This window comes from Exiguobacterium sp. UBA7533 (assembly GCF_002479335.1).
Taxonomy (GTDB): Bacteria; Bacillota; Bacilli; order Exiguobacteriales; family Exiguobacteriaceae; genus Exiguobacterium_A.
In genome coordinates this window covers 206,178-226,077 of the sequence record NZ_DLMP01000003.1, presented here as the reverse complement: position 1 = coordinate 226,077, position 19,900 = coordinate 206,178, and the positions used below count along the sequence as shown (strand labels likewise).

Here is a 19,900-nt window from a genome sequence, read left to right as displayed (position 1 = left end):
CTTTCTTGGTACGATACTTGAGTATGCTTAACCTTATGTAAAGCAAAATCACTTGATACATCGAGAGCTAGATAGGAGGGAATTCCATGCGCGTTAAAATCACATTAGCTTGCACTGAAACTGGTGACCGTACTTATATCACTAAAAAGAACAAGCGTAACAACCCAGAGCGTCTTGAGTTGAAGAAATACAACCCACGTCTCCGTAAACACACACTTCACCGTGAAGTGAAATAATTGAGATGGAAGCCGTCACTTCGTGTGATGGCTTTTTTTGTGGAAAGGAAGACAGTTATGAACAAACAAGAAGTACGCCGTCTGATCAAAGAAAGATTAGATGTGATGGAGAACCGTGCTGAAAAGCAACGGTTAATACACGAACATGTTTTGTTATTGCCTGAATGGCAACAAGCGACTTGTGTCGCAATCACGTTAGCATTTCGAAATGAATGTGATACAAGCATATTGATTAAACAAGCGTGGCAAGAGGACAAGACGGTCTTGATACCGAAAGTAGTCGGAGAAGAGATGGTCTTTTATGAATACAGACCAGAAGATCAATTGCAGCATAATCAGATGGGAATCGCAGAACCAATGGATTCAGCTCGTCGCACTACACTTAATCAAGCGGGATTTTGTCTCGTTCCGGGACGCGCCTATCGACGGGATGGCTATCGCTTAGGGTGGGGAGGCGGTTATTATGATCGTGCACTCGTGACATACACAGGTTGTAAAGTATCCATCGCCTTTTCAGAACAGCTCTTTCCAGATTTTGAAGTGGAAGACTTCGATATCCCAGTTGATCTCATCGTCACGGACCAAGAGGTTATCCGATGTTAAGTGTTACGATTTTATTTTGTCTCATTCTCGCCTGGACTGGACGATATTTTCGCTTGTTGACGACAAGCGGGGCTGTCTTGACAATGCTCGTCGGCAGTGGTGTCTCATTTGGATTCGGCTTGAAAGGTTTAGTGGTGCTCTTACTCTTCTTTGGCAGCTCGAGTCTTTTATCGAAAATTGGGCGTTCTAGAAAAAAATCCGTGGACGCGATCGTCGAAAAAGAGGGTGCACGTGACGGATGGCAAGTACTTGCGAATGGAGGAGTAGCGTTCGTCGCTGCTATAGCCTACGCCATGACGATGAATTTTGCATATCTCTTGTTATTCCTATTCGTCATCGCGGCATCGAATGCCGATACATGGGCTTCGGAAATCGGTCCACTCTCAAGACGTGATCCATGGTCTTTGAAAACATTACGACGGGTACCAGCAGGAACGAGCGGAGCGATGTCGTTAATCGGAACGTTAGGAACAATTGCTGGAGCTGCGTTCATCGCTTTAGCAGCGCAGTGGATCTTCTCTCTTTCTTTGACAGAGGCCTTACTTGTGACAGGTATCGGTGTCCTTGGAAGTCTGCTCGATACACTATTTGGAGCAATGTGGCAACGCGTGTATGAATGTTCAGTTTGCGGGGAACGTACGGAAAAACGAGAGCATCATGGACAACCGACAGCTTACGTATCGGGTATTTGGTTTCTTGGAAATGATGCGGTAAACGTCATGACGAGTGGTCTAGCGAGTGGAATCGGGTTTATCATCGTCCGATTCTGGTAAGTGCAAAGTATGACAGGGTAATTCCTTATGTTAGGATATCAATGACACAAAATGGACAAATGTGATTAATTTCACATATTACAAAGAATGTGAAAGATGTTACAATTTATTTGTGAGATAGTTAACAAACTCTTAGAACGAATGAAAGGGTGGACATTACGAGATGGAATTACATGCGAAAGTAACACGGGTGGCGTTAATCGGAGCAGGTGCGGTCGGTTCAAGCTTTGCTTATCAGATGTCAACAGCCGGACTTTGTGAGGAACTTGTCATCATTGACGTCAATAAAGCAAAAGCAGAAGGTGAAGCGATGGACTTGAACCACGGAACCCCATTTAGTTCTTCACCGATGCGGATCTGGGCTGGAGATTATATGGACTGCCGAGAGGCTGAGGTCGTTGTCATCACGGCGGGAGCTCCTCAAAAACCAGGAGAGACGAGACTCGATCTCGTCGCAAAGAATGCATTGATCATGAAAGAAATGATTCGTCAGATTATGGATTCTGGTTTTGATGGTCTCATCGTCGTGGCTTCCAATCCGGTTGATATCATGGCACATCTGGCTTGGAAATATTCCGGTCTTCCAAAATCACGCGTATTTGGATCAGGAACGGTGCTCGATACAGCACGTCTGCGTCAAATGCTTGGAGAATACTTTCACATCGATTCTCGCAATGCCCATGCCTACATTCTTGGAGAACATGGAGATACGGAATTCGCTGCCTGGAGTAATAGCCGTATTTATGGAAAAACAATTGATGAACTACTTGCTGAGGACGATCGTTATTCTCAAGCAGACCTTGATCAAATCTATATCAACGTTCGGGATGCTGCCTACCATATTATCGAACGTAAAGGAGCAACTTATTATGCGATTGGACTTGGACTTGTTCGAATCGTGCGTGCCATCCTTGGGAACGAGAACTGTTTGTTGACGGTCGGGGCGTATGTAGATGGGCAGTACGGGATTTCCGGCATTCACATCGGAGTACCGGCGATCATCAATCGTCAAGGTGTGCGGGAAATCATTGAAGTCGCGTTGACGGAAGAAGAAATGAAGAAGTTTCATCATTCTGCTGATGTATTGCGTCAGACACTCGAACCTGTCTTGCAAGATTAACGGCGCAAAGCATGACGAAAACCTCATAAATAGAGAGCTTAAAAACTCAAATGGTGATCCTGTATCTTAGTGTCCACCTTTGAGTTTTTGTTATGAGAAAAAAAGAGGCAAACATCACTACTGTATTTAAGTGAAATTAAAAGAGAAAAAAATCTAGGTTTTATTTTACTAGAAAAGGGTTAAGTAAGAGATAGAAGCGTTTTTCCGTTATTTTTTGTACGTCATGAAACCCAAAAAAGGAGAGAATCGACAGTCATGTATACTTTTCGAAAATTAACTAAAGAGGATGCAGAACAATACTGGAATCTACGCCTTGAGGGATTAAAGAATCATCCAGATGCGTTCGGTCATTCGTTTGACGATGAACAGCAAACCCCGCTCCGCGAAGTACGAGAAGGTCTAGAAGGAGAACCCGACTCCGATGAGATTTGGCTCGGTATGTTCGACGGCGATGTATTGTTTGGGTTTGGTCAGGTCAAGCCATATGAACTGTCACGTGAATCGCACAAAGCGATGATTTCCGGAGTATATGTTTCGCCTGCATATCGTGGAGGGACCGGTCGTGCTCTAATGGAGGCCTTGATCGACGAGGCGAAGAAGTTACCAGACGTTGAGCAAGTCATTCTTGCCGTATTATCAGGAAATGAAGCAGCGCAAAGTCTTTACGAATCGCTCGGCTTTGAAGTATATGCCGAAGATCCAGACTCCGTAAAATTAGAAGATGGCACATACCGTGATGATATTTGGATGAAAAAATACGTCTAAGTTCATTATATGGTGTGGACAAAAAGCTGTAGCAAAAAAGCGCTACAGCTTTTTCGCGTAGTGGATGTAGGATATCAGTACCGACAAAGAATGAATATTTGTTATCATGAAAACAAAGCGGATAGCACGTTGTAGTCCGATTGAAAGGGAGCGAATGAACATGAAAGAAGTCATACGTACGATTGAAGAGCTGGTCTCGATTCCAAGTCCGACAGGTTCGACGAAAGAAGCGATTACATACGTAGAAAAGCGATTGATGGCAGAAGGCATCACGTATCGAAAACTCGAGAAAGGAGCCATCTTAGCGACTTTGCCTGGTGCTTCAACTCGCACGCGGTTACTGACGGCACACGTCGATACATTAGGGGCAATGGTAAAAGAGATTTTACCAACGGGACGACTCAGTTTATCACAATTAGGGGGCTATGCTTGGACAGCGATCGAAGGAGAGAACTGTCTCGTGCATAAGATGGACGGTCAAACAATTTCCGGTACGATTGTTTTCCATCATTCGAGTGTCCATACGTCACGCGAGACGAACAAAACGGAACGGTCCGCTGATAATATTGAAGTCCGACTTGATATTCGTTCGACGACAGCCGAAGAGACGCGCGTCGCGGGGATTGAAGTAGGAGACGTCGTGACGTTTGATCCGCGTTTCCTCTATACGGAAACTGGGTTTGTGAAATCGCGCCATCTCGATGATAAAGCATCGGTTGCTTTGTTGCTTGAATTGATTAAAGAATGGAAAACCATCGACCTGCCACACACGGTCCAGATCCTGATTTCAAATTACGAAGAGGTTGGGTTCGGTGGAAATGCTGGATTCACGGAAGAAGTCGCAGAATATGTCGCGGTCGACATGGGTGCGTTAGGAGATGGTCAGCACTCTGACGAATTCACGGTCTCGATTTGTGCAAAAGATGGTTCCGGTCCGTATGACTTAGCGTTACGTCATCAGCTAACACGTCTAGCACAACGCAATAGTATCCCATATAAAGTTGATATTTATCCGTTCTATAGCTCGGACGCTTCGGCAGCAGTGCGTGCGGGACATGATGTTCGACACGGACTATTTGGTCCGGGGATTGAATCGAGCCATTCTTACGAACGAACACATGAGACGTCATTACAAGCGACTTATGATTTGCTACATGCGTATGTAAAGGAGCCGATGGTCGATGAAGACACTGTATGATGTACAACAGCTACTTAAGACGTATGGAACATTCATCTATCTAGGAGATCGAGCATCAGATATTGCGATGATGATGCTCGAACTTGATGAATTGCAAGAAGCAGGCGTTTTGGAGCAACGTCAGTATGATTCAGCAAAACTCATCTTACGACATGAATTAAAACGTTCACAATCCGATAATGTTTAAGGTTGCGCAACCCTTTGCGCAATACGAGTGTGTCCGTTAAAATGAACAAGTAGACATTATATGAGCATAGGGGAGACAGAGCAATGAAATGGTTACTCGGCATTGATATCGGTGGAACGACAGTGAAGATGGCAATTTTGGATTTGCAAGGCATCATCGTAGAAAAATGGGAAATTGAGACGGTGATCCTGAATGATGGTGCACAAATTCCAGGAGATATTGCAAAATCATTTTTTGAGAAGTGTCAAGAAAGCAACAAACGACCAGAGGATTTTGTCGGAGCAGGTATTGGTGCGCCAGGATTCATCGACTTTAATACGGGTGTCGTTGAAAAGGCAGTCAACATCGGGTGGCATAATTTTGAACTCGTTGGTGAATTCGAACGGTTGACAGGTTTACCGGCAGTACTTGAAAATGATGCGAACGCAGCAGCGATCGGTGAGATGTGGAAAGGTGCCGGTAGTGGCGCAACAGAATTACTCGCGGTCACACTTGGTACGGGTGTCGGTGGTGGTCTGATCACGAACGGACAAATCGTTCACGGTACGGTCGGAATGGCAGGAGAAATCGGTCATATCACGATGTTGCCTGAAGGTGGCGTCATGTGTGGATGTGGACGTAAAGGATGCCTTGAGACGATTGCTTCAGCAACGGGTATCGCCCGTCTTGGTCTTGAGAAACGTAAAGGACAAGAATCGCTACTGAATGACATTAAAGCAGTGACGGCGAAAGATGTATTTGAAGCGTATGAGAAAGGCGATCGTATCGCAACGGATGTTGTAGAGGAAGTGACGTTCCACCTCGGACTTGCGATTTCAAATCTAGCAAATAGTATCAATCCGGAAATCATCGTCATCGGTGGTGGTGTCTCGAAAGCAGGTGAAACACTGCTTGCACCACTACGTCAGCAATTTGAACGGTTTGCGTTACCCCGTGTCTTTGGATCAACGACGTTCAAGATTGCTGAACTCGGAAACGATGCTGGAGTCATTGGGTGTGCATGGCTTGCTAAGCAAATGTTCTTGAAAAAATGATAATATTCAATTTCAATGAAAGGTTCGCTCCGGCGAATCTTTTTTTTGTTTACAAACGTATAGTAATTGTGTGATTGTTAAGTATCTTCCGGATTCCGGTTGCATTTTTGTAAAACTAAGCGTAAAATTTTCACGTGATATGGGTATATGTACATTATGATGTAAGTTGTGTGAACTGAAAGCAGAAGGCACATGTAAATTAGGAGGCAGGTTTTTATGCAGCAAGACGCAAACATCTGGTCGCGAATGCGCCTAAAGATGGGTCAAGGCGTTCGCAGTACTTATAAAGAGCATAAGCTTTTTTGGATTGCGACCTTATTGATTTGGTTAAAAACGTATTTAGCGTATACACTTTTCTTCAACGTTCCCGTAACGAATTCCGCGCAAGCATTCATTCTACTAATTAATCCAATTAGTTCAGCGCTCTTCATGTTTGGATTTAGCTTCTTCTTCCGAGGAAATGTCCAAAAATGGTTCATCTACGGTACACTGTTCGTCGCAACCATCATTTTATATGCGGACATCATTTTTTTCCGCTTCTTTAATGATTACTTGACGTTGCCAGTATTGTTCCAAACTTCGAATGCAGAGACGGTTTCCGCTTCACTCGCATCGCTTTTAAGTTGGGCTGATTTACTGATCGTCGGCGATTTGATCATCTTACCATTTTTCTTACGGAAAATGGATATGTCCAAAAACGTCGCGTCACGTGGGCGCGCAATTCTTGCATTCGTCGCAGCAGTCGTCGTCTTCCTTGGAAACTTGACGCTTGCTGAGACAGAACGTCCAGAATTATTGACACGTGCCTTTGACCGGGAATTACTCGTTAAGAACATCGGAACATTTAACTTCCATATGTATGACGCACTCATCCAGTCGAAGACATCTGCGCAAAAAGCACTTGCGGATAGCTCTGAGTTATCAGAAGTCCAAAACTTCATCGATTCGAAGCATGCTGCAGCCAATCCGGCGATGTTCGGCAAGTATAAAGGTAAGAACGTCATCGTCATCTCGTTTGAGTCAGCTCAATCATTTGCCGTTGGTTTAAAAGCACCAAACGGTCAAGAAATTACACCGAACTTGAATAAATTGATCAAGGAATCCCATTCATGGGATAACTTCTATCACAACACAGGACAAGGGAAAACGTCAGATGCTGAGTTCATTCTTGAGAATTCGATCTATCCACTTGGTCGTGGATCTGCATTCTTTACGAACGGAGAGAACGAATTCCGTGCAACACCTGAGATGTTGAAAGAAGATGGCTATTACTCAGCTGTTTTCCATGCAAATAACAAGTCATTCTGGAACCGGGACATCGTCTACAACAGTTTCGGCGTAGATCGTTTCTTCTCGGAGACGGATTATGATTTAGGGGATCCAGCAGATTTGACGGAGTGGGGCTTACTCGATGACAAGTTCTTTGAACAGTCACTTCCGATGTTAAAAGATTTACCACGTCCGTTTTATTCGAAATTCATTACGTTAACGAACCACTATCCATTTGAGATGCCAAAACCAGAAGATGAACTCGTACCACCGCTTGAAACGAGTTCTACGACACTGAACCACTACGTTCAGGCGCTAGCGTATCAAGATATGGCACTCGGTAAGTTCATCGAAGGTCTAAAAAAAGATGGTACGTGGGATGATACGATCTTCATGGTATACGGTGACCATTACGGTATTTCAACAAACCATAATGCTGCAATGGCAGAACTCATGAACAAAGATGAGTTGACTCCGTATGATGTTGCGCAACTGCAACGTGTACCGTTTGTCATTCATTTACCGGGTCAAACGAAAGGTGTCAAACACGAAAATGTTGCGAGTCAAATCGATATTAAACCAACATTGCTTCACCTGTTAGGTCATGATTTCAAGAATGAGATCTTGTTCGGTACCGATCTCTTCTCAAAACAACATAAAGACTATGCGTTGTTCCGTGACGGTTCTGTCGTAACAGATAAGACGGTCTACACGCAAGAAACATGTTATGACCGTAAGACAGGAGAAGAAGTGAAGGACGGGGAACAAGCGGAAATGTGTAAACAATCTACGAAACAATCTGAGAAAGAATTAGGACTCTCAGATAAAGTCATCTATGGCGACTTGCTACGTTTCCTTCAAACTTCAAAATAAGTAAGATAATACTGAGAGTAGGTCTACGTTCTAGTAGGTCTACTCTTTTTATAAAATAACAAAAAAGAGAGATGCTCGAGGCACCTCTCTTTTTAGCGTACTCTGATTACGATGGAATACCGCCGTAAATCAATGTCGCAATCCCAAACCAGCCGAATAAGACGACAGTTAGGGCTGCGAATACGAGTGGAAACATTTGGCGTTTCTTAAGTGAACGAACGACGGCCCAAACACCGACGAGTGCGACGAAGAAGAAAAGCCAACCGATTGGTTGATCCAAATGCATGACGTACTCCCCCTTAAACAATCACGTTATGAATTTCACGAAGATTTCACTTAAATCTCACTTTTTAGTTTATCCGACTCTCGGGATAAAGTCGAGAGGGCGTTGCAGGAACTTTCGACAATTTCGTGTATAGTAGGGGAAGAGTCTATTGAAAAGGGGTTTTATAGAATGGAAATCGTCATGATCACTTCCGGTATGGCATCTGAGAATGGCTACTTGTTATTTAAGGACAAGGAGTGTCTCGTCATTGATCCAGGAACAGAAGATATGCGTTTTTTCGATGAAATTGAAAGTCGAGGAGCAACCTTAAAAGGAATCCTTTTGACCCATGCTCACTTTGACCACATTGGTGGTGTGGATATGTTACGACGCTTCACGGAAGCTCCTGTCTACGTTCATGCGGAAGAGGCAGGCTGGCTTGGTAATCCAGAATGGAATGGTTCGGCAAAATTCGGCATGCCGCCGATGCGCATGAAGCCAGCCGATCATCTGTTACAACCAGGACAATTGGCAATCGGTAACTTTTCAATGCATGTACTTGAGACGCCAGGACACTCACCAGGAAGTGTGACGTTCTATTTCAAGGGAGAACGAATCGCATTCGGTGGGGATCTCCTATTCCAACAAGGCGTCGGGCGAACGGATCTTTATGGTGGGAATCAAGACGTATTGATGCGTTCGCTTGATCGACTCATTGCGGAACTACCAGCAGACACGACAGTCTATCCGGGTCACGGTCCAAATACGACGATCCGACAAGAGATGAAAACCAATCCGTTTCTATAAGCAAAAAAACTCGCCATCCAATAGGATGACGAGTTTTTTTCATTACATCTGGAAGTTCGACCAGTACGTAAAGACGATGAAAAATACAGTTAAGTAAGCTCCAAAGATATAGACATACGTTTTTTCAGTTAAACGCAAGTAACCAAGCGCTGCAAAAAAGACAGTTTGTGCCAAGAAGACGAAGCCCATGACTAAAAATGAATCCGTATGCTCACTTGAGCTTGCATCGCCACCCAATGCGCCGATAAATGCCATGACTGCGATGATACCAGTCCAGAAACCGAGTACGCGGTACATTCTCCCCATTCCTATAACCCCCTAAATCCGACAGATAGTCAATATACGTACTTATTTTACCAAGCAAACAATCATTCGTCTATCCTGTTCTAGTGATTGTTAAGGAATAACTGTGAACAAAAGATGAAGTTTCAAAAAAAGTTGTACAATAGTTGTACAAAAGGTGTACAAAGTCAAAATGTCGTGCTATAGTAACTGTAATGAAACCCCACACTTTGAGAGGAGGAGCAAAAATGGCGAATGAGTTAGTCTTTTTCACATATCCAAGCTGTACATCATGTCGTAAAACGAAATCATGGTTAAAGGAGGAACATGTTGATGTAGAGGAACGTCATCTGTTCAGAAATGCTCCAACAGTTGATGAACTCATGGAACTGTTAAAATTATCGACAGACGGGATTGAAAGTTTGCTCGCAACACGCAGTCAAGCCTTCAAAGATCTCGGCATTGATATTGAAGACATGAAACTCAGTGAGTTATTACGCCTCATGAGTGACAACCCGAAGTTGTTACGCCGCCCAATCATCACTGATGGAAAACAACTCGTTATCGGGTATGATAAACCGGGTCTTGAGACATTAGCGAAGCGTAAACATCGGACAATTGCACACGTATCGTAAAGAAGCCGGTTTGGTCGGCTTCTTTTTTTTGTGTATTGTTTGCTGTAGGGAGGTGAGTAGAAATGAAGGAATGGACGACACAACTCATGGAACGATTCGAAGCACTCGGTGCAACAGATGTTCATTTCGTCCCGAACGAGACTCGCGTCCGAATCGTTTGTCGAACGAGCGATGGGCTGTGTGAACAAGATGACGTAGAACTGACACGTTACCGGACGCTTGTCAGCCATATTCGCTATGAGGCGAACTTAAAGGAACAAAATGAACGAATTCCGCAAAGTGGCTTGTATCCACATGGGAAAAAGGGAATGCGTGTCTCGTTGTTACCGAGTCGACAAGGGGATGCGATGTCGTGGCGTTTTTATCGTTCGACGGTCTCTCGAGAAACGGCTTTACAAACGTTACATGATCAATTGGACTTCGCATGGTTAGCTGAACAACGACATGGGTGTATCGTCATTTCCGGATCGACAGGTGCAGGAAAGACGACGATGTTATATTCCTTGATGAGTGCAATGGAAGAAAAACGAATCATCTCGATTGAAGATCCGGTGGAATGTACGGTACCAAACGTCTTACAACTGGAACTAAATGAAAAAGCAGGCTTCACTGCTACGCGATGTTTTGAGGAAATACTGCGAGCGGATCCAGATTGGATTGCTTTTGGTGAGGTGCGGACAAGGGAGGCAGCACGTTTGACGATGAATGCCGCCCTTAGTGGTCACGTCGTGTTGTTTACGCTACACGCTGGAAGTATTGATGAAGCGCGATTACGATTGCGCAGTTTAGGTATCGAAGAGTCAGAGCTAGCTGTCTGTCAACGCATCATTCATCTCGAGCGAAAAGGAGAGGATGTCCGCTGTACCGTCAGAAACTTACAAGCCGCGATCAAAGTCGGTTCTTAAAACGATATCATCGCTTGTTATCAAAAGGAATTTCCGCGAAAGAGACGCTACTCATTTTAAAACGATTCGAGCGTCATCCGTTCTCGGAAGTGGTCGGAGAAATGGAGCAACGTCTTGAAAAAGGAGACTCCTTTGCAGCATCCCTTGAACCGCTTGCGTTAACGAATACCTTAAAACGACTTCTTTTTGTTGGAGAAAGGACAGAGCGACCGTTGCTTGTTCTTCACCAAATCGTGAAACTGCTCGACCTCGAAACAGAAATGCGATCGAAGTTTTGGAAGATGATCCGATATCCGCTTGTTCTAGCGACCAGTCTATTCCTGCTGTTCTTCTTTTACGCCCTCTACGTATTTCCATCTCTCCTCGAGATGTCGGACCCGAAAACTCTCCCCTCATTTCTTCATCTTCTTCTTCACCCCTCTGCGAAATATATGCTCGCAAGTATTCCCGTTATTTTGTTAACCTCCGGTTACCTCTTCTTTCGCTTCTTTCCATTAAAGCGTATTTTACGACTGAAACCGTTACAGCGTTTGATTCGTCTCTACTACAGCTATTTATTCACGATCGAAGTAGGATCGTTTATCGATGCTGGCTTTTCGCTCGAAGAGACCTTTCGTCATCTAGAGCAAGGACAAGCGAATAAAAAAGGTCATTTGTACGCTCGTTTGCATGCTAAACAACAGGCGGGGGAACCACTTGCAGAAGCGCTTGGCGAAGATGAGATCATCGAAGCCGAGACGATTGGAATCGTCCATTTAGCGCGAGAAAGTGGAGATCTTGGTCCGTTGTTGCTTGAACAAGCGACGCTCTTGCATGAGTCGATGGAAGAGGAGTTAGAGAAAAAGTTGTTATGGATCGAGCCGATTTTGTACGGGGGATTAACGATCATGACAGGAACGTTGTTTCTCATCTTATATTATCCGATTCAGCTAGCGATACAGCAGCTTCCATTTTAAACAGAGGAGACGATACGATGAAACAATTCTTAAAACGACAGGACGGATTCACTTTACTGGAGATGGCAGCCGTCTTATTGATCATTTCGTTGTTACTGCTCGTTTTGATTCCAACGATGACAAGTGGAAAGGATCAGGCGAAAGGTGTGAGTTGTGAGGCGAACATTCGAGTCATTCGTTCGGAGGTCAATCTCTATTATGCGAAAGAGAAAAAATACCCGGAATCGCTTCAGACGATCAATCGGGGAACCGCCGATAAACCGAATGCCCTCGTCTGTGATCAGGAGACGTATACGTATGATCCGAAGACTGGCGAACTTACGAAGTGAACAAGGATTTACCTTATTTGAGATGACGGCGGTACTGACAATCATTGCTTGTTTACTTGTTTTGTTGTTGCCGGCACTATTTGAAAAACGACCGGACTGGATTCCGCTTGAACAAGAGGTTCGTCTAATGGAACAAGATATTCAGACGCTTCGGCTCATGCAGTACTCGAAACAAGATCAAGCATTGATGCAGTTTCGATTTCGAGGAGACGGGACAGGATACCTTGTACTTGCGGATGACCGGCTGTTATGGCAACGAACGTTCCAGAATGGGCATACATGTGCCGTCCCCCCGTCAAACCGCATCATCTACTTTAAGAGCTATCACTCGATTTATGCAGCGACGTGGTCTTGCCGTTCGGCAACAGCCGAGTATGAAATTAAATTCTTACTTGGGAACTATCAAATGGCAATCCGTAAAGTGAGGTGAGAAGTATGCAGGACAAACGACAAGCGGGTTTCTCTTTGCTCGAAGTGATTCTCTCTATCGTTGCGATGGGTGTCTTCATGATGCTAGCGATCGATCCTTATCTCGATTTACGAACGAAACAAATCAAATGGGAACAAGAGACGAAACAGCTTGAGCAGATGGCGACGGATCAAGTTGAAAACCGAACAGTGTCCTATGTTCTGAAGCAAGGAGCGTGGTGCAATGAAACGACATGTCTTGCGAGCAGAATCCGGAATGACCCTCCTCGAACTATCGTTCGTCCTGTGGATCAGTCCGTTGCTCCTGTTGGCGATTTTGACGCTGACACCACTCGTTCGCCCACCAGAAGTCAATCGAATGAATGAGGAACTGTTCTTTCATACCGTAGAACGGCTCATGTGGCGGAGTACGATGTGTGAACGCGTTGGAGATGAGATTCGCGGAATGGACGTTAATCCGGGAGAGATGGCTGAGAAATGGCGTCTCGTCCGTGTGCAGGATCAACTACGCCTCAAGAAAGAACAAGGAGGTGAACTGACATACGCTCGCGATGTCAAACAATACACTGTGACAAGCACTGCCGAGATCCTCTCAATTCAGTTGAACGACAGCAAACGTTCCTTCCGATGCGTCAAGACGGATTCATCTTGATTCAGACCTTACTGTTGCTTCTAGGCATGGGAGTCGTGCTCTTAATCGCTTGTCAGCAAATTGACGAAGAAATGCGCCATCATCAGTTGGAACAAGAAGCACTACAACTCGAATCTCTCATCCGCGCGGCAAAAGCAGATTGTACGAAGGATGAGACCCTCCGCTATCCAATCGGGCAAGTCAGCTGTACAGTGACCGATAAAGGCTTTAAAATGGAAGCGAGATTAGATAATGGTCAAAGAATCGAGGCGGTCGTTACACATGAGTAAGGTTTATTTGATTGGCTTTATGGGAACTGGTAAATCAGCCGTCGGACATCGATTACGTGGACGATACACGGTCGACGAATTGGATGAACACTTCGAACAGAAACATGGACAAACGATTCCTTCTTTTTTTGCTGAGTATGGCGAAGCAGGGTTTCGTACACACGAGAGCGAATTGTTAAGGAACAGCAACGCGGAAGTAGTCGTCACGGGTGGTGGAATCGTCGAACGAGAAGAGAACCGACTGTTCATGAAAAAGGCAGGGACAGTCATTTGGATTGATACGCCTTTTGATGTCATCTGGAAACGGATTGCTTCTGACTCGAATCGTCCACTCGTGACAGAACGGGAACAGGTGAAGCATTTATTCGATCGTCGCTATTCTTTGTATGCTGGAGTTGCCACTGTTCGCATTGAAGGAACGACATCAATCGAAGGGTTGGTTCATGCGATTGAAACTGTATTGGAGGAAAAGTCATGATTTGGATTACGTTAGGTATTATTTTATTGTCCATCGTAGGACTTGTGTTGTTCGGATTCATTCTTTACAAAAAGAAGCTATCTCAGGATATTCAACAATTAAAGCAATTGATGGAGCGCTTTACGATTCGTCAGAAAACCTTGCAGACGAACATCGATCATACAACGCACCGAATCGATCAAATCAAAGGGAACATCAACCGGATCACCGAAGAAGGAAATCGTGTGAAGCAGGGAACAAGCCAATTGGTGACGGAAGGTCGTCGACTCCAGGAGGAAATCAAACGAACTGCCGGAATCAAACAATTTTGAAATGGCTTTCATGGGAAGAATATGAAACAATAGGAGAGAAGGGACAGGGTCCTTTCTCTCTTTTTCGTATGTTCCTTTTTCCGAATAATACTAGATAATTATGATTTTAATTGGTAAGATGGATTTGAAAATGGAACATTAAAGAGAAGAGAGAGCGAAAACGTTCGTAAATAGGGGGATTTGTATGAGTCAAACGACATTGAAAAGAACACCGTTATTCGAGACGGTTTCGCAAACCGGTAAGATGGTGGATTTTGCGGGATTTGAAATGCCAGTTTTGTTTTCCTCGATTAAAGAAGAACACGTTGCAGTAAGGGAGAACGTCGGCATGTTCGATGTCTCGCACATGGGAGAACTGTTCGTCAGCGGACCGGATGCTCTGACGTTTTTACAAGCTACATTATCGAACGATATTTCGAAGATTGCGGTGGGGCAAGCGCAATATAACGTCTTATGCCAAGAAGACGGTGGGACAGTGGATGATTTACTCGTCTATCGTTTGGCAGAAACGGACTATCTTCTCGTCGTCAATGCTTCGAACATTGAAAAAGACGAACAACATTTACGTCACTATCTAACAGGGGACGTCACGCTTGAGAATCAATCGGAACAATATGGTCAAATTGCGGTCCAAGGACCACGTGCGGAAGCCATCCTTTCCGGCATGACACCACTTGTCTTATCAGAGATCGGATTTTTCAAGTTCCAACGGGGGACGGTTGCAGGAGTGGAAATGATCGTCTCACGCAGTGGGTACACAGGGGAAGATGGATTCGAACTCTACATGGCAGCTGGTGACGCACCTGCTGTCTGGCAAGCACTGCTTGAGCAAGGTGTCGTACCATGCGGGCTCGGGGCACGTGACACATTACGTTTTGAGGCATGTCTGCCACTTTACGGACATGAATTATCAGCAACGATTTCACCCATCGAAGCTGGAATGGGCTTTGCGGTCAAACCACAAGTCAAACCGTTCGTCGGTTCAGAGGTATTGTTGCAACAGAAAGAACAAGGAGCACCGCGACGCTTGATCGGTCTTGAATTACTCGATAAAGGGATTGCGCGTCAAGATGCACCGGTTTGGCATGACGGGGAAGTCGTTGGTGTGGTGACGACAGGTACGTTGCCGCCGACAGTCGGAAAAGCTATTGCTTGGGCACTCGTTCCTGCAGAAGTAGCGGAACAAGAGCAATTTGAAGTGGAAGTACGCGGAAAACGTTTAGCAGCGAAACGAACAGCGACACCGTTTTATCGTCGCACGAAATAAGGGGGATATTTCTATGGATTTTCGTTATTTACCAATGACAGCAGAAGATGAGCAGGCGATGTTACAGACGATCGGTGCAGCATCGATCGAAGATTTACTCGCTGATATCCCGGCATCCGTCCGTGATAACGGTACATTGGAAGAAGTCGGTGTGCCACTTCCGGAAACGGACTTGATTCGGACTCTATCGAAGCTTGCCGACCAAAACATGAATACGAAACAATATCCATCGTTCCTTGGCGCAGGCATCTATGATCACTATGCACCTGCTGTCGTCAATCATATGTTACTGCGCTCAGAGTTTTACACTGCCTATACACCATATCAGCCAGAGATTTCGCAAGGTGAGCTACAAGCGATTTTTGAATTCCAATCGATGATTTGTGAATTGACAGGGATGGATGTCGCGAACTCGTCGATGTATGACGGTATCACGGCGTTAGCGGAAGCGGCCATGCTTGCTTGTGCCCATACGAAGAAAAAAACGATCGTTCTTTCAGATGGCGTTCACCCGGAAGCGCACGATGTCGTTCGGACGTATGCGAACGGTCCAGGACTAAACGTCGAGACGTTGGCGCTTGAGCAAGGTGTCACACGGATCGATCAACTCGATGCCATCGAAGACGTCGCCTGTGTCATCGTGCAGTATCCGAACTTCTACGGTCGTGTCGAAGAACTACAAGCATTGGCCGATGCGACTCATGCTCGTGGTGCGCTGTTCATCGTCTCTGCGAATCCACTGGCACTCGGTATCTTAGAAGCGCCAGGTAAACTTGGCGCTGACATTACGATCGGAGATTGCCAACCGTTCGGAATTCCACAAAGCTTTGGCGGACCGACATGTGGTTATTTCACGACGACAAAAGCGTTGATGCGTAAGATTCCGGGACGTCTCGTTGGACAGACCGTCGATGAGAATGGGAAACGCGGTTTCGTTCTGACGTTACAAGCACGTGAACAACACATTCGCCGTGACAAGGCGACATCTAACATCTGTTCGAACCAAGCGTTGAATGCACTCGCTGCTTCGATCGCGATGAGTGCACTCGGAAAACGGGGTATCCGGGAACTCGCGACACGTAACTTGCAAACGGCACATGCATTAAAACAAAAGCTGAAACAGGCTGGCTTTACGATCGTTGACGATGGACCGAGCTTCAATGAATTCGTCGTTACGCTACCAATCGACGCGACACGTGCGAGTCAACAATTGCTCGATCACGGAATCATCGGCGGTTTACCGTTAGGATCGTATGACGCAGCGCGTCAAAATGAAATGCTTGTTTGTGCAACGGAATTACGGACGAATGAAGAGTTGGATCAATTCGTGACAGCGTTAGGGGGACTCACACATGAATGAGCAAACATTGATCTTTGAAATTTCTAAACCGGGTCGTATCGCCTATAGCTTACCGTTACCGACTGTCGATGAGGTGGCAGTAGAAGAATTGTTACCGACCTCGATGTTACGGAAGGAAGACGTGGCGCTACCGGAAGTATCTGAACTGGATCTCGTCCGTCACTACACGGCACTCTCGAACCGTAACCATGGTGTGGATTCTGGATTCTATCCACTCGGGTCATGTACAATGAAATACAATCCGAAAATCAATGAAGATATGGCACGCCTCCCTGGGTTTGCACACATTCACCCGCTTCAACCAGTCGAAAGTGTTCAAGGGGCACTCGGTTTGATGTATGATCTGCAAGAAAAACTCGCGGTCATCACAGGAATGGATGAAGTGACGCTCCAGCCGGCGGCGGGAGCACACGGTGAGTGGACAGGCTTGATGTTGATTAAGGCCTACCACCATGCACGTGGTGACTTTAAACGGACGAAAGTCCTCGTACCGGACTCGGCACACGGAACGAACCCGGCATCGGCATCAGTCGCTGGATTTGATACCGTGACGGTCTTATCGGATGAACGTGGTCTCGTTGATCTAGCAGACTTAAAGAAAAAAGTCGGTGACGATACAGCGGCACTCATGTTGACGAATCCCAACACGCTCGGTTTGTTTGAGTCGGATATCGTCGAAATCGCACAAGCGGTTCATGAAGCAGGCGGAAAACTGTACTATGATGGTGCGAACTCGAATGCGATCATGGGCATTGCTCGTCCAGGGGACATGGGCTTTGATGTCGTCCACTTGAACTTGCATAAGACGTTCACAGGACCGCACGGTGGCGGCGGACCAGGATCGGGTCCAGTAGGGGTCAAACAAGATTTGATTCCGTATTTACCGAAACCAATCGTCCGCAAAGAAGAAGAGCGTTATGTCCTCGACTACGATCGCCCGGAAGCGATCGGTCGCGTCAAACCATTCTACGGTAACTTCGGCATCAACGTTCGTGCCTATAGCTATATTCGGACGATGGGTGGGGCAGGTCTCGCTCGCGTCTCGAAAGAAGCGGTCTTGAATGCGAACTATATGTTGGCTCGTCTCAAAGGTGCGTATGACGCGCCATACGACGTCTATTGCAAGCACGAATTCGTCTTGTCGGGTAAACGTCAAAAAGCATTAGGTGTCCGGACGCTTGATATCGCTAAACGTCTGCTTGACTTTGGATACCATCCACCAACGATCTACTTCCCGTTGAACGTCGAGGAGTGTATCATGATCGAACCGACGGAAACGGAATCGAAAGAAACACTCGACGCCTTCTGTGATGCGATGCTCCAGATTGCAAAAGAGGTCGAAGAGACACCGGATGTCGTCTTGAACGCCCCACACACGACGGTCGTCAAACGGATGGACGAGACACTTGCTGCTCGCAAGCCCGTCTTACGCTATGAACCAAAACAAGAAGTACATGTATAAGCAAGAACCATAAAAAAAGGATCTCTCCTTCCGGAGGGATCCTTTTTTTGCGATGAACGAAGCATCAGCTCCGTTTGATTTTTCCTGACCACTGCTTGAATCCGCCTTTTAATTGATACAGATTCGTATAGCCTGCTTTTTTCAAAACTTTTGCAGCCTGTGAAGAACGCATGCTACCTTGGCAGTACAAGTAAATCGGCATATCTTTCCGTAATTCCTTCGAGCGCATCTTCATTTGGCTGACCGGGATATTACGAGCACCAACGATGTGTCCACCTTTGAATTCCTGTGTCTCGCGGACATCGACGATTTGTGCTTTGCGATAGTTCGCACGGAATTCTTCCTGTGACAATTTCGTGATACCTTTGACCGGCATGAAACGCCAAGCGATGTAGGCGATCAGCGCGACCCATAATACGATCGTAACGATAGTTCCAGTTTCCATATTCGACTTCCAACCCCTTCGTTCGTTTAACCTCTGTTTCATTATAGTCAACGAAATCGATTTCGGCAATCGACTCGTGATTGCGCGACCGAGAAAGGGTTTGATACACTAATACGGAAACGTTTTGGGGGTGCTGAAGTGAACAGAGAGTGGCAAGTATTGACGACGCCGGCAATGGAGCCGGCAATGAACATGGCAATCGATGAAGCATTAATTCAGTTCGTCGGGCGGGGGGAGATCGCACCGACGCTTCGTTTTTACTCATGGGAACCACGTGGATTAAGTATTGGTCATTTCCAACGAGCAACCCGTGATATCGATCGAAAGCGGATCGCGGAGCTCGGCATTCCGATCGTGCGTCGGATGACAGGAGGGCGAGCTGTCTTGCATGCAGACGAGTTGACATACAGTATCGTCATCCCTGAAGATACGGAAGGGTTACCACGCACGGTCATCGAAAGTTACCGAATGTTGACGGAAGGGATTCGCAAGGGATACCATCACCTCGGCATTCCAGTCGAATTTTCAGTTCCATTGACGGAAGAGGAAAAAGAAGAATTACGGAAGCCAAAATCGGCTGTCTGTTTTGATGCAGCATCGTATTATGAACTCGCTGTCGGTAAACGAAAAGTCGCCGGAAGTGCACAAGTCCGTCATCAAGGCGTCGTCTTACAGCATGGTTCTGTTCCACTCTCTGTTGATGAAGGCGAACTGTTTGATTGCTTCTTGTACGATGATGAGTCGACGCGCGAGCGGATGAAGGCTCGTTTTTCAGGAAAGGCTGTCGCTCTGAACGAGTTAGCAGGTCGCGCTGTAGCATTTGACGAAGTAAGAGGAGCGTTCACGAAAGGGTTTGAAGAAGCACTTGATTTGTCGTTCGTTCCGTTGACATTCACTAGTGAGCAGTGGCAGGAGATTGAGCGTCTTGCCGAGAAATACCGTAGTGATGAGTGGAACTGGAAACGCTAATGAATGAAATGGGAAGGTGAT

26 protein-coding genes and 1 pseudogene are annotated in these 19,900 nt (G+C 45.9%); 24 read left to right on the top strand and 3 right to left on the bottom strand.

Translation table 11 applies throughout. The features are described from left to right. Window positions 1-86 precede the first annotated feature (86 nt). The 9 genes from rpmG (at window position 87) to B2U10_RS06660 (ending at window position 8,058) form a co-directional block, all read left to right on the top strand. On the top strand, window positions 87-236 hold the full coding sequence (gene rpmG, locus B2U10_RS06700; RefSeq protein ID WP_012369771.1) for a 50S ribosomal protein L33: 150 nt from the start codon (window positions 87-89) through the stop codon (window positions 234-236). A 57-nt stretch (window positions 237-293) separates the two neighbouring features. Beyond that, window positions 294-839, top strand: a complete 546-nt coding sequence (locus B2U10_RS06695) for a 5-formyltetrahydrofolate cyclo-ligase (protein ID WP_290786448.1) — start codon at window positions 294-296, stop codon at window positions 837-839. Then, window positions 833-1,612 (top strand): DUF92 domain-containing protein, encoded by a 780-nt coding sequence (locus B2U10_RS06690; protein ID WP_056060181.1) that lies wholly within the window; start codon window positions 833-835, stop codon window positions 1,610-1,612. Before B2U10_RS06695 ends, B2U10_RS06690 begins: the two co-directional genes overlap by 7 nt. A gap of 163 nt (window positions 1,613-1,775) precedes the next feature. Beyond that, a complete protein-coding gene (locus B2U10_RS06685; protein ID WP_035409145.1) occupies window positions 1,776-2,732 on the top strand; it encodes an L-lactate dehydrogenase in 957 nt (318 codons plus the stop codon). 255 nt (window positions 2,733-2,987) lie between these two features. Continuing rightward, window positions 2,988-3,497 carry a GNAT family N-acetyltransferase gene (locus B2U10_RS06680; protein ID WP_035409143.1) on the top strand — a complete coding sequence of 170 codons (510 nt, stop codon included), beginning with the start codon at window positions 2,988-2,990 and terminating at the stop codon, window positions 3,495-3,497. A 160-nt stretch (window positions 3,498-3,657) separates the two neighbouring features. After that, window positions 3,658-4,695: a M42 family metallopeptidase gene (locus B2U10_RS06675; RefSeq protein WP_081780393.1), complete on the top strand. Its 1,038-nt coding sequence runs from the start codon at window positions 3,658-3,660 to the stop codon at window positions 4,693-4,695. Continuing rightward, window positions 4,679-4,882 carry a YqgQ family protein gene (locus B2U10_RS06670; RefSeq protein WP_035409139.1) on the top strand — a complete coding sequence of 68 codons (204 nt, stop codon included), beginning with the start codon at window positions 4,679-4,681 and terminating at the stop codon, window positions 4,880-4,882. Before B2U10_RS06675 ends, B2U10_RS06670 begins: the two co-directional genes overlap by 17 nt. Before the next feature lie 83 nt (window positions 4,883-4,965). Beyond that, entirely contained in the window at window positions 4,966-5,916 is a 951-nt protein-coding gene (locus B2U10_RS06665; RefSeq protein WP_035409137.1) for an ROK family glucokinase, read from the top strand. 216 nt (window positions 5,917-6,132) lie between these two features. Then, a complete protein-coding gene (locus B2U10_RS06660; protein ID WP_035409136.1) occupies window positions 6,133-8,058 on the top strand; it encodes an LTA synthase family protein in 1,926 nt (641 codons plus the stop codon). 106 nt (window positions 8,059-8,164) lie between these two features. Here B2U10_RS06660 and B2U10_RS06655 read toward each other — a convergent pair whose 3' ends face one another. Continuing rightward, the gene (locus B2U10_RS06655; protein ID WP_035409134.1) at window positions 8,165-8,344 is read right to left on the bottom strand and encodes a DUF2759 domain-containing protein; all 180 of its coding nucleotides are present in this window, start codon (window positions 8,342-8,344) and stop codon (window positions 8,165-8,167) included. A 168-nt stretch (window positions 8,345-8,512) separates the two neighbouring features. On the opposite strand from B2U10_RS06655, the gene B2U10_RS06650 reads away from it, so the two are divergent. Beyond that, the gene (locus B2U10_RS06650; protein ID WP_035409132.1) at window positions 8,513-9,130 is read left to right on the top strand and encodes an MBL fold metallo-hydrolase; all 618 of its coding nucleotides are present in this window, start codon (window positions 8,513-8,515) and stop codon (window positions 9,128-9,130) included. 42 nt (window positions 9,131-9,172) lie between these two features. Here B2U10_RS06650 and B2U10_RS06645 read toward each other — a convergent pair whose 3' ends face one another. Continuing rightward, window positions 9,173-9,436 carry a DUF2626 family protein gene (locus B2U10_RS06645; protein ID WP_023467555.1) on the bottom strand — a complete coding sequence of 88 codons (264 nt, stop codon included), beginning with the start codon at window positions 9,434-9,436 and terminating at the stop codon, window positions 9,173-9,175. 224 nt (window positions 9,437-9,660) lie between these two features. On the opposite strand from B2U10_RS06645, the gene B2U10_RS06640 reads away from it, so the two are divergent. The 13 genes and pseudogenes from B2U10_RS06640 to gcvPB all read left to right on the top strand — a co-directional run bounded on the left by B2U10_RS06640 (window position 9,661) and on the right by gcvPB (window position 18,465). Further along, a complete protein-coding gene (locus tag B2U10_RS06640) occupies window positions 9,661-10,047 on the top strand; it encodes a Spx/MgsR family RNA polymerase-binding regulatory protein (protein ID WP_035409130.1) in 387 nt (128 codons plus the stop codon). 62 nt (window positions 10,048-10,109) lie between these two features. Continuing rightward, complete coding sequence (locus tag B2U10_RS06635) at window positions 10,110-10,952, top strand: ATPase, T2SS/T4P/T4SS family (protein WP_056060197.1); 843 nt, start codon at window positions 10,110-10,112, stop codon at window positions 10,950-10,952. Window positions 10,953-10,966: 14 nt separating this feature from the next. Next, window positions 10,967-11,908, top strand: a complete 942-nt coding sequence (locus B2U10_RS06630; RefSeq protein WP_290786443.1) for a type II secretion system F family protein — start codon at window positions 10,967-10,969, stop codon at window positions 11,906-11,908. 17 nt (window positions 11,909-11,925) lie between these two features. Beyond that, complete coding sequence (locus B2U10_RS06625) at window positions 11,926-12,237, top strand: competence type IV pilus major pilin ComGC (protein ID WP_023467559.1); 312 nt, start codon at window positions 11,926-11,928, stop codon at window positions 12,235-12,237. Continuing rightward, entirely contained in the window at window positions 12,206-12,667 is a 462-nt protein-coding gene (locus B2U10_RS06620; RefSeq protein ID WP_035409128.1) for a prepilin-type N-terminal cleavage/methylation domain-containing protein, read from the top strand. The genes B2U10_RS06625 and B2U10_RS06620 overlap by 32 nt, the downstream gene beginning before the upstream one ends. Window positions 12,668-12,672: 5 nt before the next feature. Beyond that, window positions 12,673-12,750: pseudogene (locus B2U10_RS15545) on the top strand (prepilin-type N-terminal cleavage/methylation domain-containing protein); the annotation flags it as partial. A gap of 139 nt (window positions 12,751-12,889) precedes the next feature. Then, complete coding sequence (locus B2U10_RS06615) at window positions 12,890-13,318, top strand: hypothetical protein (RefSeq protein ID WP_290773380.1); 429 nt, start codon at window positions 12,890-12,892, stop codon at window positions 13,316-13,318. Beyond that, complete coding sequence (locus B2U10_RS06610) at window positions 13,315-13,587, top strand: hypothetical protein (protein WP_231496877.1); 273 nt, start codon at window positions 13,315-13,317, stop codon at window positions 13,585-13,587. Before B2U10_RS06615 ends, B2U10_RS06610 begins: the two co-directional genes overlap by 4 nt. Then, window positions 13,580-14,065, top strand: coding sequence for a shikimate kinase (locus B2U10_RS06605; protein WP_035409124.1), 486 nt, complete (start codon window positions 13,580-13,582; stop codon window positions 14,063-14,065). The genes B2U10_RS06610 and B2U10_RS06605 overlap by 8 nt, the downstream gene beginning before the upstream one ends. Beyond that, on the top strand, window positions 14,062-14,376 hold the full coding sequence (locus B2U10_RS06600; RefSeq protein WP_035409123.1) for a hypothetical protein: 315 nt from the start codon (window positions 14,062-14,064) through the stop codon (window positions 14,374-14,376). Before B2U10_RS06605 ends, B2U10_RS06600 begins: the two co-directional genes overlap by 4 nt. Before the next feature lie 184 nt (window positions 14,377-14,560). Further along, window positions 14,561-15,643: a glycine cleavage system aminomethyltransferase GcvT gene (gcvT, locus tag B2U10_RS06595; protein ID WP_035409121.1), complete on the top strand. Its 1,083-nt coding sequence runs from the start codon at window positions 14,561-14,563 to the stop codon at window positions 15,641-15,643. A 13-nt stretch (window positions 15,644-15,656) separates the two neighbouring features. Beyond that, window positions 15,657-17,003 (top strand): aminomethyl-transferring glycine dehydrogenase subunit GcvPA, encoded by a 1,347-nt coding sequence (gcvPA, locus tag B2U10_RS06590; RefSeq protein ID WP_056060214.1) that lies wholly within the window; start codon window positions 15,657-15,659, stop codon window positions 17,001-17,003. Beyond that, window positions 16,996-18,465, top strand: coding sequence for an aminomethyl-transferring glycine dehydrogenase subunit GcvPB (gene gcvPB / locus B2U10_RS06585; protein ID WP_035409117.1), 1,470 nt, complete (start codon window positions 16,996-16,998; stop codon window positions 18,463-18,465). Before gcvPA ends, gcvPB begins: the two co-directional genes overlap by 8 nt. Window positions 18,466-18,529: 64 nt before the next feature. On the opposite strand, the gene B2U10_RS06580 is transcribed toward gcvPB, so the two are convergent. After that, a complete protein-coding gene (locus B2U10_RS06580; RefSeq protein WP_035409116.1) occupies window positions 18,530-18,910 on the bottom strand; it encodes a rhodanese-like domain-containing protein in 381 nt (126 codons plus the stop codon). Window positions 18,911-19,048: 138 nt separating this feature from the next. Between B2U10_RS06580 and B2U10_RS06575 the strand changes: the two genes are divergently transcribed. Then, window positions 19,049-19,879 (top strand): lipoate--protein ligase family protein, encoded by an 831-nt coding sequence (locus B2U10_RS06575; RefSeq protein ID WP_035409114.1) that lies wholly within the window; start codon window positions 19,049-19,051, stop codon window positions 19,877-19,879. Window positions 19,880-19,900 lie beyond the last annotated feature (21 nt).

Excerpts from the sequence above, each read along its gene's own strand:
- B2U10_RS06580 (WP_035409116.1), bottom strand. The coding sequence starts at position 18,910 with ATGGAAACTGGAACTATCGTTACGATCGTATTATGGGTCGCGCTGATC.
- B2U10_RS06680 (WP_035409143.1), top strand. The coding sequence starts at position 2,988 with ATGTATACTTTTCGAAAATTAACTAAAGAGGATGCAGAACAATACTGG.
- B2U10_RS06690 (WP_056060181.1), top strand. The coding sequence starts at position 833 with ATGTTAAGTGTTACGATTTTATTTTGTCTCATTCTCGCCTGGACTGGA.
- B2U10_RS06600 (WP_035409123.1), top strand. The coding sequence starts at position 14,062 with ATGATTTGGATTACGTTAGGTATTATTTTATTGTCCATCGTAGGACTT.
- gcvPA (WP_056060214.1), top strand. The coding sequence starts at position 15,657 with ATGGATTTTCGTTATTTACCAATGACAGCAGAAGATGAGCAGGCGATG.
- B2U10_RS06615 (WP_290773380.1), top strand. The coding sequence starts at position 12,890 with ATGAAACGACATGTCTTGCGAGCAGAATCCGGAATGACCCTCCTCGAA.
- B2U10_RS06670 (WP_035409139.1), top strand. The coding sequence starts at position 4,679 with ATGAAGACACTGTATGATGTACAACAGCTACTTAAGACGTATGGAACA.
- gcvT (WP_035409121.1), top strand. The coding sequence starts at position 14,561 with ATGAGTCAAACGACATTGAAAAGAACACCGTTATTCGAGACGGTTTCG.
- B2U10_RS06625 (WP_023467559.1), top strand. The coding sequence starts at position 11,926 with ATGAAACAATTCTTAAAACGACAGGACGGATTCACTTTACTGGAGATG.
- B2U10_RS06675 (WP_081780393.1), top strand. The coding sequence starts at position 3,658 with ATGAAAGAAGTCATACGTACGATTGAAGAGCTGGTCTCGATTCCAAGT.
- B2U10_RS06685 (WP_035409145.1), top strand. The coding sequence starts at position 1,776 with ATGGAATTACATGCGAAAGTAACACGGGTGGCGTTAATCGGAGCAGGT.
- B2U10_RS06640 (WP_035409130.1), top strand. The coding sequence starts at position 9,661 with ATGGCGAATGAGTTAGTCTTTTTCACATATCCAAGCTGTACATCATGT.
- B2U10_RS06655 (WP_035409134.1), bottom strand. The coding sequence starts at position 8,344 with ATGCATTTGGATCAACCAATCGGTTGGCTTTTCTTCTTCGTCGCACTC.
- B2U10_RS06620 (WP_035409128.1), top strand. The coding sequence starts at position 12,206 with ATGATCCGAAGACTGGCGAACTTACGAAGTGAACAAGGATTTACCTTA.
- gcvPB (WP_035409117.1), top strand. The coding sequence starts at position 16,996 with ATGAATGAGCAAACATTGATCTTTGAAATTTCTAAACCGGGTCGTATC.
- B2U10_RS06665 (WP_035409137.1), top strand. The coding sequence starts at position 4,966 with ATGAAATGGTTACTCGGCATTGATATCGGTGGAACGACAGTGAAGATG.
- B2U10_RS06695 (WP_290786448.1), top strand. The coding sequence starts at position 294 with ATGAACAAACAAGAAGTACGCCGTCTGATCAAAGAAAGATTAGATGTG.
- B2U10_RS06635 (WP_056060197.1), top strand. The coding sequence starts at position 10,110 with ATGAAGGAATGGACGACACAACTCATGGAACGATTCGAAGCACTCGGT.
- rpmG (WP_012369771.1), top strand. The coding sequence starts at position 87 with ATGCGCGTTAAAATCACATTAGCTTGCACTGAAACTGGTGACCGTACT.
- B2U10_RS06645 (WP_023467555.1), bottom strand. The coding sequence starts at position 9,436 with ATGGGGAGAATGTACCGCGTACTCGGTTTCTGGACTGGTATCATCGCA.
- B2U10_RS06660 (WP_035409136.1), top strand. The coding sequence starts at position 6,133 with ATGCAGCAAGACGCAAACATCTGGTCGCGAATGCGCCTAAAGATGGGT.
- B2U10_RS06650 (WP_035409132.1), top strand. The coding sequence starts at position 8,513 with ATGGAAATCGTCATGATCACTTCCGGTATGGCATCTGAGAATGGCTAC.
- B2U10_RS06605 (WP_035409124.1), top strand. The coding sequence starts at position 13,580 with ATGAGTAAGGTTTATTTGATTGGCTTTATGGGAACTGGTAAATCAGCC.